The sequence below is a fragment of the Enterocloster bolteae genome (genome assembly GCF_002234575.2).
Taxonomy (GTDB): domain Bacteria; phylum Bacillota; class Clostridia; order Lachnospirales; family Lachnospiraceae; genus Enterocloster; species Enterocloster bolteae.
The window spans coordinates 3,735,664-3,749,610 of the sequence record NZ_CP022464.2; the positions used below are offsets into that span (position 1 = coordinate 3,735,664).

The 13,947-nt window shown below is 50.7% G+C and carries 13 protein-coding genes; 5 read left to right on the forward strand and 8 right to left on the reverse strand.

The features are described 5' to 3' along the window. Positions 1-9: 9 nt before the first annotated feature. Positions 10-942, forward strand: a complete 933-nt coding sequence (locus tag CGC65_RS17525; RefSeq protein ID WP_002564680.1) for an ABC transporter permease — start codon at positions 10-12, stop codon at positions 940-942. Beyond that, positions 935-1,708 carry an ABC transporter ATP-binding protein gene (locus CGC65_RS17530; protein WP_002564681.1) on the forward strand — a complete coding sequence of 258 codons (774 nt, stop codon included), beginning with the start codon at positions 935-937 and terminating at the stop codon, positions 1,706-1,708. Before CGC65_RS17525 ends, CGC65_RS17530 begins: the two co-directional genes overlap by 8 nt. 70 nt (positions 1,709-1,778) lie before the next feature. On the opposite strand, the gene CGC65_RS17535 is transcribed toward CGC65_RS17530, so the two are convergent. Beyond that, positions 1,779-2,138: a helix-turn-helix domain-containing protein gene (locus CGC65_RS17535; RefSeq protein ID WP_002564682.1), complete on the reverse strand. Its 360-nt coding sequence runs from the start codon at positions 2,136-2,138 to the stop codon at positions 1,779-1,781. Positions 2,139-2,387: 249 nt separating this feature from the next. Here CGC65_RS17535 and CGC65_RS17540 point away from each other — a divergent pair, with 249 nt between their 5' ends. Continuing rightward, a complete protein-coding gene (locus CGC65_RS17540) occupies positions 2,388-3,692 on the forward strand; it encodes a sensor domain-containing diguanylate cyclase (RefSeq protein ID WP_002564683.1) in 1,305 nt (434 codons plus the stop codon). 121 nt (positions 3,693-3,813) lie between these two features. Here CGC65_RS17540 and CGC65_RS17545 read toward each other — a convergent pair whose 3' ends face one another. The 6 genes from CGC65_RS17545 to CGC65_RS17570 form a co-directional block, all read right to left on the reverse strand. Further along, entirely contained in the window at positions 3,814-4,533 is a 720-nt protein-coding gene (locus CGC65_RS17545) for a hypothetical protein (protein ID WP_080548686.1), read from the reverse strand. A 183-nt stretch (positions 4,534-4,716) separates the two neighbouring features. Beyond that, the gene (locus tag CGC65_RS17550; protein ID WP_002564685.1) at positions 4,717-5,751 is read right to left on the reverse strand and encodes a sugar kinase; all 1,035 of its coding nucleotides are present in this window, start codon (positions 5,749-5,751) and stop codon (positions 4,717-4,719) included. Between the two features lie 107 nt (positions 5,752-5,858). Beyond that, positions 5,859-6,890, reverse strand: coding sequence for a sugar kinase (locus CGC65_RS17555; RefSeq protein ID WP_002564686.1), 1,032 nt, complete (start codon positions 6,888-6,890; stop codon positions 5,859-5,861). 77 nt (positions 6,891-6,967) lie between these two features. After that, the gene (locus CGC65_RS17560) at positions 6,968-7,618 is read right to left on the reverse strand and encodes a bifunctional 2-keto-4-hydroxyglutarate aldolase/2-keto-3-deoxy-6-phosphogluconate aldolase (RefSeq protein ID WP_002564687.1); all 651 of its coding nucleotides are present in this window, start codon (positions 7,616-7,618) and stop codon (positions 6,968-6,970) included. Between the two features lie 129 nt (positions 7,619-7,747). After that, complete coding sequence (locus CGC65_RS17565; protein ID WP_002564688.1) at positions 7,748-8,509, reverse strand: IclR family transcriptional regulator; 762 nt, start codon at positions 8,507-8,509, stop codon at positions 7,748-7,750. A 148-nt stretch (positions 8,510-8,657) separates the two neighbouring features. Continuing rightward, on the reverse strand, positions 8,658-10,145 hold the full coding sequence (locus CGC65_RS17570) for a UxaA family hydrolase (RefSeq protein ID WP_002564689.1): 1,488 nt from the start codon (positions 10,143-10,145) through the stop codon (positions 8,658-8,660). A 206-nt stretch (positions 10,146-10,351) separates the two neighbouring features. On the opposite strand from CGC65_RS17570, the gene CGC65_RS17575 reads away from it, so the two are divergent. Then, positions 10,352-11,353 carry a LacI family DNA-binding transcriptional regulator gene (locus tag CGC65_RS17575; protein WP_002564690.1) on the forward strand — a complete coding sequence of 334 codons (1,002 nt, stop codon included), beginning with the start codon at positions 10,352-10,354 and terminating at the stop codon, positions 11,351-11,353. A 22-nt stretch (positions 11,354-11,375) separates the two neighbouring features. After that, entirely contained in the window at positions 11,376-12,791 is a 1,416-nt protein-coding gene (uxaC, locus tag CGC65_RS17580; RefSeq protein WP_002564691.1) for a glucuronate isomerase, read from the forward strand. 73 nt (positions 12,792-12,864) lie between these two features. Here uxaC and CGC65_RS17585 read toward each other — a convergent pair whose 3' ends face one another. Beyond that, positions 12,865-13,908, reverse strand: coding sequence for a lysylphosphatidylglycerol synthase transmembrane domain-containing protein (locus CGC65_RS17585; RefSeq protein ID WP_002564692.1), 1,044 nt, complete (start codon positions 13,906-13,908; stop codon positions 12,865-12,867). Positions 13,909-13,947: the final 39 nt, after the last annotated feature.

Below are 13,947 nucleotides of genomic sequence, written 5' to 3' on the forward strand. Positions count from 1 at the left end.
AGGAACATCATGACAACGATTATTTTAGGTATCTTTGAAGAAGGCCTGGTGTACGCCATCATGGCCCTGGGCGTATACATCACATACCGGATTCTGGATTTTCCGGATCTGTCTGTGGACGGAACCTTCCCTTTGGGAGCTGCTTTTACCGCTACCGGCATAGCCGGAGGTTTCATCCATCCGGCTGCGGCCCTTCCCCTCTCCTTTCTCTTGGGAGCCATGGCGGGCTGCGTCACCGGACTTATCCATGTCAAGTTAAAGGTACGGGACCTGCTGTCGGGAATCATTGTCATGACCGCCCTCTACTCCATCAACTTAAGGGTTGCAGGAAAGTCCAACCTGCCTATCTTCAGCAAGGACACGATTTTCAGCAACCCATGGCTGGAACGCACCATTCCCCAGGCCTTAAGGCCCTATACAGTAACCATCATCCTTCTGGTTATCGTCCTTATCTGCAAGCTGCTCCTGGACGCTTACCTGAAAACCCGTTCCGGCTATCTTCTCAGGGCCGTGGGTGACAATGATGTGCTGGTGACCTCCCTGGCCAAGGATAAGGGCATGGTGAAAATCATCGGCCTGGCCATTGCCAACGGATTTGCAGCCCTGGCCGGCAGCGTGTACTGTCAGCAGAAGGGATTCTTTGAGATTTCCACCGGCACAGGAACAATTGTCATCGGTCTGGCCAATGTCATCATAGGCACCCAGCTGTTCAAACGGTTCGGCTTCGTCAAGTCCACCACGGCTGTTATCATCGGCTCCATCATCTACAAGGCCTGTGTATCCCTGGCCCTGCTTCTGGGGGACTTGACGCTTACCTTTGGAAACATTACTGTCTCCTTCCCGGTGACAGCCTCTGACTTAAAGCTGATTACATCCATTTTGTTCCTTATTATCCTGGTGGCAAGCTCCTCCAGGGGAAAGAAGGTGAAAAGCCATGCTTGAACTGAAGCACATCAATAAATACTACAATGCCGGTACAGTCAATGAAATGTGCCTGTTCGAGGACTTCAGCCTGACCATAAAGGACCATCAGTTTGTGTCCGTGGTGGGAAGCAACGGCTCCGGCAAAACCTCCCTCTTAAACATCATCTGCGGCAGCATTCCTCTGGATGAGGGACGAATCATAATCAGCGGAAAGGACATCACCCGGATTCCTGAATACAAGCGCCAGCGCCGCATTGGGCGGGTTTATCAGAATCCGGCCATGGGCACCTGTCCGACCATGACCATACTGGAAAACATGTCCCTGGCAGACAATAAGGGAAAGGCCTTTAACCTCAGGCCGGGAACCAACCGGCAGAGACTGGAGTATTACCGCGAATCCCTCCGCTCCCTGGGGCTGGGACTGGAGGATAAGATGGATGTGAAGGTGGGAGTCCTTTCCGGCGGCCAGCGCCAGGCCATGGCCCTTCTCATGTCCACCATGACTCCCATTGAATTCCTGATTTTAGATGAACACACAGCTGCCCTGGACCCCAAGACTGCCGAGACCATCATGGAGCTGACCGGAAAGATTGTAAAGGAAAAAAATCTGACCACTATCATGGTTACCCACAATCTGCGCTATGCGGTAGAATATGGGGACCGCCTCCTGATGATGCACCAGGGCCGCGCCGTGGTAGACAAAGAGGCCGGGGAAAAGCAGGCGCTCTGCATTGACGACATTCTGGAAAAATTCAATGAAATCAGCATTGAATGCGGCAATTAAATTAAAAAGCAGACTGAAAGAGGACCCCAAACCGCAGGACAGCGGTTTCCGGGTCCTCTTCTGTTTTCTTTTATTCCTGCTCCTTAAAATACTTTTTCCGGTACCGTATGGACCGCTTCAGCGCCTGGACCATATCAGCCATAATCCGAATCTCCACCTCGTCGCAGTCATCCACAGCCTCCATAACCGCATTTTTAAAAATGTGCTTTCCATATCGTATGTTATCACAAAGCAGCACATCCGGAGTAATCTCCAGGGCATTGGCTATGGCAATCAGGGATTTAAGGCTCACCTGGGTACTTCCTGTTTCCACATTGGAAATATGGGGATTGGATAATCCCGTAAGCTCCGCCAGTTTTTCCTGGGTCATTTCTCTTTGTATTCTCTGTATCTTGATTCGTTTTCCTATTGCCTTATAGTCCAGTTCCATATTGTATATACAACTTCCTCTGCTTATTATTTACTTGACTATTGTAATCTTTGTATTAGTATATTATAATAAACTGGTCATTTTATACTTTGTAATGCAATACTAAAAACTCCTTTTATTTACAGCTAATAGGGAGGAAGTACAGCCGTTCGGTAATAGGTATTAAGTAATCAAAAAGAGTGTTGAAATATTGTAATTCACTTTTTCTCTGCCTTTTATGGACGTCTTTCATACAGGGGGGTTATTCATATGGTTGAAACCAAGAAAACATTGCGCCGGGAAGCCGTTACAGGGGGTATCTTTGAATGCAGATATGATAAATCCCTGACCCTGACGCAGGCAGACAACAGTCTGTTCCGGCTGCTGGGCATGAACGCAGGCAGTCTTAAGTCAGGTACTCCCATCTCCTTTCTGGACCGGATATGCGCGGAAGACCGCCCGATTTTCCTGGAAAAAATACAGTACCAGCTGTCCCGCAGCCGTGTATTCATGTCTGAGCTGCACATTGTGACCAGTGAAGGACAGCTGCGGTGGATTCATGTATGCGGGGAGCTCCTTAACGCGGAACAGGAAATTCCCTGCCTCCACTGTATCTTCCATGATGTGACAGATGCCAGGGACAGACAGGAACGGCTTGCCATAGAAAGCCAGATCTACGACATCATATTATCCCAGACCCAGGATATCATATTTGAATTGGACTGTCTTACCCGGGATATCTACTATTCTCCCACCTTTGAGAAGAAATTCGGTTACCAGATTCCAGTCAAGGGATTCCCTGACTCTATGTTTGCCACTGACATCATCCATGAGAAGGACAAGATACTTCTTCGACGCTGTTTTCAGTCCATCCTGGCAGGCCAGAACCAGATGCAGTGCGAATACCGTTTAAAGCACAGGAACGGCCGTTATCTCTGGGTCAGCGTGAATGCCACGGCCATCCGGGATTTAAGGGGCCGGCTCCTCAAAATCGTTGGCATCATCTCGGATATCAATGAGCAGAAGGAGGAGATACTCCGGGCAAAAAAGGACGCCCTGCTGGATCCCCTTACCAGCCTTCTAAACCGCAGGGAATGCATCCGGCGGATCGAAGCCTACACAAGGACCGAGGAAGAGATGGGAGCGCTGATTCTGATTGACATAGATAATTTCAAGTCCATCAATGATACAAACGGCCATCTTTTCGGTGACAAGGTCCTGGTGGACCTGGCCGCGGCCCTCCGTTTGGCCTTCCGCAGAAATGATATCACAGCGCGGATTGGAGGCGATGAATTCATTGCATTCATGCCTCACATACATGTCCGCGGGGATGTGGTGCCCAAGCTTGAAACCATTCTCTATTCCCTGTCCCGGTGCGCAGAGACGGACGGGAAGGCAGATGCTGCACCGGAGTCAGACAGCGCGGTTACCTTCAGCATCGGGGTCAGCTTTTATCCTGATCATGGAAGGGATTTTTCCTCCCTCTATGAAAAGGCTGACGCAGCCATGTACCACGCCAAACGAAGAGGTAAAAACCAATATTACATATATAAGGAAGATGCACCGGAGGCATAAGATTCCTGACCTGCCGGGAATAAAGTTGATGGGCGCACCCTAAAAGGGCTGATATCCGGCTTAGTTCATGCCGGATATCAGCCCTTCTCCTGTCCTGCAAAATCCCTTGTCAGGATTCCGATTATTCTGCAAATAACATAATCTTGGAAGCTGTGTTCTCATCATCTGACCAGACCACACATTTCTTTCCCTGTGTCAGGTCATCCAGAGTCACGATGTTTCTGGTGAGATACGGGAAGATGTTGCAGTCCTCTGCCAGTGTGAACTCGGTTCCGTCCGCAGCTGTCAGCACGGATTTGGATGTGCCTGCATCCGTAACCATGGACTTGACCTCCACATAATCAGGCGCCTTGGCGTCTGCCGGAAGGTTGGTGAAAATCATGACCGCATTGGTCATAGGCGGAAGGCTCATGGTCATGGCCGGCCCTATGTAGGCATAAATGGTATCCCCGTCTTTCACATCCTCCAGAGCTACCGGGAGACCTGTCATGGCGTCCAGGATATAAGTCATATCGTCAGCCACATTCAGGATGATTTCACCGCTGGTGCTCATGCCCGACTGATTGTCAATGGAAAGCCTGCCGTCCTCCATCTTTGTCACAGGCCCGTAAATCCGGACGGACTGTGGAACCTCGGGCTGGCTCTCTTCCATGCTCTCAATGGCTCCGGTCACCGACTCCACTACGGTGGTGTCACTCACGGTGGTCTCTTCTGTATTCTCTTCTGCTGTCACGGAGCTGCCGGACATTGTCTCGGCGTTGGCACCGGCTGAGCACCCTGCTGCTCCCAGGGCAATGGCTGCACAGATTCCTACTGCATATAAATGATATTTTCTCAATATAATCTTCTCCTTTTCATCTGCCTCCCGGGAAGCCGTGGGCCTGCCGGAGGCACTTGTTATGTCTGTATGAGAAGTATATATCATTTACTGTCCATATCCAATAAAGTATTTCTTAAGAATTCTGAATTTAGAATGAACCTTACGACAAATGTTACAAAATGTTTACACAAATACGGTCTGCCTTTACCGGGCCATCTCGCTCTGAGGTCCTGCCTGATTGTGGGCATGGATGATGGTCTCGATTTCTTCCAGGTTGGAAGACGGCAGGTCTCCGGGAATGGTGTTCTTGACAGCAGCCGTGGCATTGCCGAAGGCAACGGCCCTGGCACAGTCACCGTCTGTACTGAGCAGCCCGTAAAGCGCTCCGGATATATAGGCGTCGCCGCTGCCGATCCGGTCCACCACCTCAATATCCCGGTACGGCTCCTCCTCATAGTACTCATCCCTGGCTGCATCGTATATCACAGAGCCAAAGGTATGCCGCTTGGGGCTGTGGACGATTCTCTGGGTGGAGGCCACAATGGAGATAGGGAATTCCTCGGTGAAGCTCTTCATCATCTCCCTGGCAGTGCCTGTCTTTAAAAAGGTGAGCCTGGCAGTGTCCTCGGAACAGAAGAAAATGTCCACATAGGGAAGGATTCTCAGGATACACTCCCTGGCCTGGTCCCCTGTCCACAGATTTCCCCTGAAGTTAACATCAAAGGATACCAGGGTACCTGCTGCTTTGAACCGCTTAATCATCTCTATGGTGGTCTCGCGGATATCCTCGTTCAGGGCCAGGGTGATGCCTGTGGTGTGGAAACATTTGGAAGCCGTGTACACCTCCTCCGGTATCTCGTCAATATCCAGGGAGAAAAAAGAGCTGTGGTTGCGGTCGTAAATCACTTTCGGCTTTCTGGGATAAGCGCCGTTCTCATAATAGTAAATGCCGACCCTGGCTGCGGGGGACTGGTCATACATAAAGAAATCATCGCTGACCCCGAAGGAACGAATCTTGCCTTTCATGAAGCTTCCTATATCATGGGCCGGAAGCTTGGATATAACGCCTGTGTGAAGACCCAGAAGAGCCGCGCCCACTGCCACATTCAGCTCTGCGCCTCCCACCTGCTTGACAAAGGTATCGCCTCTGGACAGACGCTCGTTATCCGGGGGCGACAGCCGAAGAAGCACCTGTCCTAATGTAAGAAGGTCAAAATTCCTGCCGTTTGTTTCTACCATATCATATCTCCTTTTCAAATAAAAACATATAAGAAACCATATAAGAAACGGCTAATACCTCTGAAAGGATTAGCCGTCTCTGATTGTCTGATTGTCAATATCCTGATTTATCTCTGAACACGGCCTGAACCGTCGCCGCCGGCCAGATTCTCAACATCAGCCCTGGTTACCAGGTTGAAGTCGCCTGGAATGGTGTGCTTTAATGCGGATGCAGCTACTGCATACTCCAGGGCCGCCTTCATATCCTTGCCATCCACCAGACCGCAGATCAGGCCTGCTGCAAAGGAATCGCCGCCGCCTACACGGTCAACGATAGGTGTGATGTGGTACTTTCTGGAGTGGTAGAACTCACGTGTCTTTCCATCCATGATGCAGGCAGACCAGCCGTTATCGGAAGCGCTGTGGCTCTCGCGCAGGGAGCTGATGATATACTTGAAGCCGAACTTATCAGCCATCTGGTTGAAGATGTCAACGTATCCTGCCAGTTCCAGCTCGCCGGAGGTAACATCGGTGTTGCCCGGCTTAAAGCCCAGAACCTTCTCTGCATCTTCTTCATTGCCGATGCAGACATCAACGTACTGCATCAGGTTGGTCATGACCTTCTGAGCCTTCTCAGAGGACCACAGTTTCTTACGGAAGTTTAAGTCAACGGACACTGTAACGTTGTGTGCCTTGGCTGCCTTTAACGCTGCCTCGGTGAGCTCGATGGCCGCATCGCTGACAGCTGGTGTGATTCCGGTAAAGTGGAACCAGTCAGCATCTGCAAAAATCTCGTCAAAGTTGAACTGATCCGCAGTTGCAGTGGAGATGGAGCTGTGGGCACGGTCATAGACCACGTTGGAAGCTCTCATGGCAGAGCCTGTCTCCAGGAAGTAGATGCCCAGTCTCTCGCCGCTTCTGGCAATGTGCTTTGTACCTACATTATACTTTCTCAGTGCAGCCACTGCGCACTCGCCAATGGGATTAGCCGGAACTGCAGTAATGAATTCAGCTTCATGGCCGTAGTTTGCAAGGGAAACTGCCACATTTGCCTCGCCGCCGCCGTAATTGATGTCAAACTCGTCTGCCTGGATGAACTTCTCATTGTTTGGGGTAGATAATCTTAACATGATTTCGCCCATGGTAACAATCTTTGCCATTGTATGATTCTCCTTTAATCTCTTCTTATAATCTCTTTTTAATTATATTTGGAATGATGCTTACTGTAAGGTATCATCTATGCCCTTGCCGCTGCAACAGCTGCCACGAACTCCTGAGCCTTAGCTGTAACGGCTGCAAAATCGCCTGTCTTGGCGCCCTTTGTCAGGCTGCTTCCTGTTCCCACTGCGTAAGCGCCGGCCTTGATCCACTTGTCAACATTATCCACGTCTACGCCGCCGGACGGCATGAACTCGCCCTGTGGAAGGGGGCCCTTGAAGGAGCTGATGGCTGCTGGTCCCACGATGTTGCCTGGGAAAATCTTAATGATATCACAGCCGGCTTCCATAGCGGTAATGGCCTCGGATGGAGTCATAACGCCTGGCAGCATGGGCACTCTGTAACGGTTGCACAGACGGATGGTGTCCACGTTCAGGCCCGGGCTTACGATGTAGTTAGCTCCGGCCAGGATGCAGGCCCTTGCGGTCTCAGGATCCAGTACGGTACCGGCGCCAATTACAATCTTGTCATTGCCTTTATACTTCTCAGCCATCAGTTTGATGAAGCCAACCGGATCTCCGTCATCCATGGTCATGGTAAGCTCGATGAAATTGATGCCGCCTGCGATAATGGCGTCAACTACCTTCTCACCCTGCTCATAGTTCTTTGCGCGAACAACAGCAACCAGACAGTCTTCTTTCATTCTTGCTAAAACTTGTTCTTTCTTCATCTTCATTCTCCTTCTCTTTAAATTCGCATATGCGAATCACTTTCATAATTACGATTTGTATACCTAAATTCTAATCGCTGTCACATGATTTGTCAACAGCAAAACAGGTAAAAATATAAGTTTATTTTCCTATGCATGCCCGATGTAACCCAACAGCCGTGACAGCTGGGCTCCCTTATCGCTTACCAGGCGTCCCAGGGCGTCATAATCCTCGGTGGGTTTATACAGGCTGGAGACGCTGATGGCTCCCATCACATTACCATCCTGCCCAAATACGGGAGCTCCTACGCATTCCATGTGCTCTTCCAGCTCCCTGGCGTCAAAGGCATATCCCTTTTCACGCACCGATTTAAGTTCCCTCTCAAATTCTTCCCTGGTGCAGATGGTTCTATCCGTGTGCTTCTTAAAGCTGATGCGTGACAATACGCCGTCCCGGTCCTCATCCTCCGTGTAGGCCATGATTGCCTTGCCGAGGGATGTGCAGTAAATGGGATTTTTTGTTCCCACAGTGGCCGTGGTGATGATGGGATTCTCTGGTTCAAACTTGCAGATATACACAATGGAATCATCTGAGCGTATCCCGAAGAACACGGTTTTCCCCACCTCCCTGGAAAATGCCTTGAGCACCGGGTCAATGGTGCTTATAAAGTCCAGATTATTTGTATAGTTAATTCCAATCCGGTAGGCTGTCAGGCCGATGGTATATCTCTGCTTCTGTTCCCTTGCCACATGAATCATACCGGTCTGCACCAGTGTGGTCACGATATCGTAAGCGCTGGTCTTAGGCATGTCCAGCCTTGCACATATCTCATCCAGGGTAATGCCGTCCGGTTTTTTTGACACCAGCTTTAATATTTCTACGGTGCGCAGCGTGGTTCTGTTTAGTTTCATGGACACCTCCCGCTCAATTATTCGTATATACATCTTTTATCCGTATATACGATATCTGTTATTCAGTATACCTCAGTCCGCCAGGAGATGCAAGAAGAAATTACAATTAATACTGCCATAAATAATACTGCCATAAAAACCGTTTTTTCTACAGGGTCACTCCCTGTTTAAAGATAGCCATATCATGGAATCCTGCTTCCTCTGACTTGACCTTCCTGCCGGATGCAACAGCCAGGACGTAATTCAGCAGCTCCTTTGCCAGTTCTTCCTTTGTCATGTCCTCCACCATACGGCCTGCGTTAAAGTCTATCCAGTTGTCCTTATGGCCTGCCAGCCTGGAGTTGCTGGATATCTTGACCGTTGGGACCGGGGAGGCAAACGGGGTTCCTCTTCCCGTGGTAAAGAGCACCATATGGGCGCCGGATACAGCCAGGGCCGTGGAAGCCACCAGGTCATTGCCGGGAGCGCTTAACAGGTTCAGGCCCTTCACCTTCACCGGCTCGCCGTATTCCAGCACGCCCCTTACAAGAGCGCTTCCCGATTTCTGGGTACACCCTAAGGACTTGTCCTCCAGGGTGGAAATGCCGCCTTTTTTATTGCCTGGGGACGGGTTCTCGTAGATGGTCTGGTTGTGGCTGGTAAAATAGTTCTTGAAATGATTGATCAGGTCCACGGTCTTGTCAAACAGCTCCGGAGAGGCACAGCGGTTCATGAGAAGTGTCTCTGCCCCGAACATTTCAGGCACTTCCGTAAGGATGGTGGTTCCGCCCTTGCTCACCAGCAGATCGGAAAACGCGCCCACCACCGGATTGGCCGTGATGCCGGACAGTCCGTCGGATCCGCCGCACTTCATGCCGATGACCAGCTCGGCGGCATCTATCTTCTCCCTGGAAAATGCGCCTGCGTAAGCTGCCAGCTCCTTAAGAAGCCCCATGGCAGTTTCCATCTCATCCTCCACATCCTGGCACTGAAGGAACTTCACGCGATCCTCGTCGTACGCTCCGATATAGTCCATGAGCACGGGAATGTTGCTGTTCTCACACCCCAGTCCCAGCACCAGAACACCTCCCGCATTGGGGTGGCGGATCATATCTGCCAGCACCTTTCTGGTATTCTCCTGGTCATCACCCATCTGGGAACATCCGTAAGGGTGGGGAAATGCAATCACGTCCTCCACATTTCCAACAGCCAGTGACTTTGCCTGGTTCTCAAGGGCCTTGGCAATGGAGTTGACACAGCCTACCGTGGGGATAATCCATATCTCGTTGCGGATTCCCGCCTTGCCGTCCGGCCTGCGGTATCCCTCAAAATACACATGCTCTGTAGGGGCCACATCGTTTTCCTGGGGAACATAGTCATAGGTAAGCACATCGCCAAGGGCAGTCCTCACATTGTGCACATGAACCCACGCCCCCGCCTCTATGTCCTCCTTTGCATATCCAATCCTGAAGCCGTACTTCACCACTTCCTCTGCGGCTTTTATGAACCTTAAGGCAAACTTGTGTCCCTGGGGTATGTCCTCTAAAAGGCTGACCTTTACGCCTGCCACATCCAGGGTCTCACCCTTTGCAAGGGGACGCAGCGCAACCGCCACATTGTCATTTTCATGAATTTTTACAATATCCTGCATGGCCATTCATTCTCCTATCATCTTGTTTTCTTTGATTTTGTGTGCCTGTTCCTTGTTTGCTGTTTCATGACTTATTTTTGTAAGTGCTTACAATTATTCTACTCATTATCAGGTCAGAAGTCAATAAAAAAATAGAAAAGTATTGCATTACTTACTGGGAATATGTATAATATACTTAGCTTGTAAGCGCTTACAGAATGTGAGGTTAGTTTATGAATATATATGATGTTTCTGAACATGCGGGGGTGTCCATCGCCACCGTATCCAGGGTACTTAACGGAAATCCCAATGTCAGTGAAAAGACCAGAGAAAAGGTCTTGAAAGTTATGGACGAGTTGGGTTATACTCCTAATGTGTTCGCCAGAGGCCTGGGGTTAAATACCATGAAAACCATCGGAATCATGTGTTCCGATTCGTCCGATCCGTATCTGGCAGGCGCCATCTACTATCTGGAGCGTGGACTGCGCGCCCACGGCTATGACGCCATTCTCTGCTGCACCGGCTATGACCTGGACGCCAAACAGAAGTATTTTGATTTGCTTCGTTCCAAACGGGTGGATGCCATCATACTGGCCGGTTCCAAGTTCGTGGAGATGCGTGCCAAGGATAATGCCTATATCATCGAGGCTGCTTCCGACCTTCCCATCATGCTGGTCAACGGCTTCCTGGAAGGCGAGAATATATACAGCACTGTCTGCGACGATCACGCGGCGGTGTACGGCGCCGCCAGCCAGCTGCTCTCCTCCGGACGCAGGCGCATCCTGTATGTATACACCAGCTATTCCTACAGCGGGGTCAATAAGCTGGAAGGATACAAAGACGCCCTCAAGGCAAAGGGCATCACGCCATCCGACGAACTCATCCGCCAGTGTCCCAAGGACATAGAGGCTGCCAGGGAGCTGCTGCTGTCCCTTCACAGGGAAGGATTGGAATTTGACGCTGTCATCACCTCCGACGACTCACTGGCCGTGGGAGCTGTGAAGTATGCCCATATAGCGGATATCTCCATTCCCCGCGATCTGAGCATCATCGGCTATAACAATTCCCTGCTGGCCCGGTGTACGGACCCGGAGATTACATCCATTGACAGTAAGGTGGAAGCGCTCTGCACCACCACGATCAACACTCTAATGGGGGTTTTCAGCGGCGTGAATGTGCCCAGCAGGACCACAATCGCTTCTGATTTAATAAAAAGGAAAACCACAAATTTTTAATTCTTAAGGAGGAATATCACACATGAAACAATTTATGGACAAGGATTTCTTATTATCAACTGATATGGCCAAGACGCTGTATCATGATTTTGCAGAGAATATGCCGATACTTGACTATCACTGCCACATCAATCCTCAGGAAATCTATGAGGACCGCAAGTTTGACACCATCACACAGGTATGGCTGGGCGGCGACCATTACAAGTGGCGCCAGATGCGTTCCAACGGCGTGGACGAGAAGTATGTGACCGGCGACAGCACGGACAGGGAGAAGTTCCAGGCCTGGGCAGAGACCATGCCAAAGCTCATCGGCAACCCGCTGTACCACTGGAGCCACCTGGAGCTGAGAAAGTACTTCGGATACCAGGGCTATTTAAACGGCGATACCGCCGAGGAGGTATGGAACCTGTGTAATATGAGGCTCCAGGAGGACTCCATGACGGTCCGCAACCTGATTAAACAGTCAGGCGTGACACTGATCTGCACCACCGACGACCCGGTAGACTCCCTGGAATGGCATAAGAAGATTGCAGAGGACGACACCTTTGATGTACAGGTACTTCCGGCATGGAGACCGGACAAGGCCATGAACGTTGAAAAGCCAACCTTCGGCGCTTATATGGCTCAGCTTTCCCAGGTCAGCGGTGTACAGATTACGGATTTTGCATCCTTAAAGGAAGCGCTCAAAAAGCGTATGGCATTCTTCGCATCCATGGGATGCTGTGTATCCGACCATGCTCTGGAGTATGTAATGTATGCGCCTGCTGCTGACTCCGAGGTAGATGCCATCCTTGCCAAGGGCTTAAAAGGCGAGGCGGTATCCAAGGAAGAGGAGCTGAAGTTCAAGACAGCCTTCATGCTGTTTGTGGCCCGGGAGTATAATGCCATGGGATGGATTATGCAGATTCACTACGGCTGCAAGAGGGACAACAACGGCTATATGTTCGAGAAGCTGGGGGCTGATACCGGATTTGACTGCATCAATAACTATGCTCCAAGCGCGCAGATGGCTGACTTTTTAAATGCCCTGAGCACCAATAACGAGATTCCAAAGACCATCCTGTACTCCCTGAATCCAAATGATAATGCTTCCATCGGAACCATCATCGGCTGTTTCCAGGAGAAGTTCCCCGGTAAGATCCAGCAGGGCTCCGCATGGTGGTTCAACGACCACAAGACCGGCATGACCGAGCAGATGACATCCCTGGCCAACTTAGGATGCCTGGGCAACTTCATCGGCATGCTGACAGACTCCAGAAGCTTTCTGTCCTACACCAGACATGAGTACTTCCGCCGCATCCTCTGCAATCTGATTGGCGGCTGGGTAGAGAACGGCGAGTATCCGGCCGATATGAAGGCACTGGAGGAAATCGTAAAGGGTATCTGCTACAATAACTCTGTGAAATACTTTGGATTTAAGCTGGATGAAGTAAAGTAAACTGAAACAGCACAAGGGGACTGCCTGATTGGGCAATCCCCTTTTTTGCTCTATACCTCTATTGTCCTCACGTTCACACCGGGGAGGCGGGTTTTCCCCTTCTCGCAAACTGCAGGAAGGCGGTTGCCAGCCCGCTTATGCACAGCATTGCGTAAAAGCTGATTCCCCTGCTTAAAAGCATCACGGAAAAGCTCTGGCCTGCCCCTAAAAGGGTGCGGTACAGCACGAGAAAGCTTCCCTCTGAGGCTCCCACGGAACCGGGAAGGGGTACTGCGGTGACTGCCAGACTCAAAATGGCCTGAAGGGCCAGGAAATCTTTTGCCGATGCGGATATGCCCAGGGCACGGCAGGCCCAGTAAGGAACCAGATAGAGAGCAGTCAGCTGAACAGCACTATGGATGAAGATTCTCACCGCCGCCAGGGGATACTGCCTCAGATAGGCTCCTCCCCTGCTGTACTCATCAATCAGTCCCTCCACCTTCCGGATGGCGCGTTTCCTGTTTTTTATGATTCCGGCCCTGCTCAGTCCGCCTGCAATGCACAGCATTATTTTCTCCGCCAAAAGGCCATGGAAGATGATTAGCAGGATAAGGCCGGAACAGAATCCATTTACCAGTACTCCGAAAACCAGGAGCAGCCGTATGATTCTGCCCTGCCCCATGACAAAGGACAGATTGGCGCCCACCATAACGCACCCGTAAACCAGCACCGTCATCTGATACACCGCGGCTGTGGCCAGAAGGGAAAATGAACTGTGGGCTGCCCCAAAGCCGTCCCTGACCATATAATAAAGCTGCATGGGCTGCCCTCCCGTGGCGGAAGGAGTGATGGCGCTGAAATAAAAATCCGTGAACGCATAGGAAAGAGAGCGCCAGTACGGTACCTTTTTGCCAAAGGTCCCCATCAAAAGCCTGATATTGGCCGCCTCGCAGTTAACGAACAGAAACATGCAGGCAAACCCTGTGGCTACAAACCTGATATCCGCCCTCATAAAGGTACTGCCCAGGTTCTGGACGGAATGGCTGCCCAAAAGCATATGGAATGTGAACCAGGCCAGCAAAGCCACCAGGCAGAGCCTAATGGACATCTCCTTCCAGTTCATCTTTTTCTGTTTCATCCCTTTCGCCCCCTTTCCCTGCCTTTTTTCTGTTTAAGC

Excerpts from the sequence above, each read along its gene's own strand:
- CGC65_RS17525 (WP_002564680.1), top strand. The coding sequence starts at position 10 with ATGACAACGATTATTTTAGGTATCTTTGAAGAAGGCCTGGTGTACGCC.
- CGC65_RS17530 (WP_002564681.1), top strand. The coding sequence starts at position 935 with ATGCTTGAACTGAAGCACATCAATAAATACTACAATGCCGGTACAGTC.
- CGC65_RS17535 (WP_002564682.1), bottom strand. The coding sequence starts at position 2,138 with ATGGAACTGGACTATAAGGCAATAGGAAAACGAATCAAGATACAGAGA.
- CGC65_RS17540 (WP_002564683.1), top strand. The coding sequence starts at position 2,388 with ATGGTTGAAACCAAGAAAACATTGCGCCGGGAAGCCGTTACAGGGGGT.
- CGC65_RS17550 (WP_002564685.1), bottom strand. The coding sequence starts at position 5,751 with ATGGTAGAAACAAACGGCAGGAATTTTGACCTTCTTACATTAGGACAG.
- CGC65_RS17555 (WP_002564686.1), bottom strand. The coding sequence starts at position 6,890 with ATGGCAAAGATTGTTACCATGGGCGAAATCATGTTAAGATTATCTACC.
- CGC65_RS17560 (WP_002564687.1), bottom strand. The coding sequence starts at position 7,618 with ATGAAGAAAGAACAAGTTTTAGCAAGAATGAAAGAAGACTGTCTGGTT.
- CGC65_RS17565 (WP_002564688.1), bottom strand. The coding sequence starts at position 8,509 with ATGAAACTAAACAGAACCACGCTGCGCACCGTAGAAATATTAAAGCTG.
- CGC65_RS17570 (WP_002564689.1), bottom strand. The coding sequence starts at position 10,145 with ATGGCCATGCAGGATATTGTAAAAATTCATGAAAATGACAATGTGGCG.
- CGC65_RS17575 (WP_002564690.1), top strand. The coding sequence starts at position 10,352 with ATGAATATATATGATGTTTCTGAACATGCGGGGGTGTCCATCGCCACC.
- uxaC (WP_002564691.1), top strand. The coding sequence starts at position 11,376 with ATGAAACAATTTATGGACAAGGATTTCTTATTATCAACTGATATGGCC.
- CGC65_RS17585 (WP_002564692.1), bottom strand. The coding sequence starts at position 13,908 with ATGAAACAGAAAAAGATGAACTGGAAGGAGATGTCCATTAGGCTCTGC.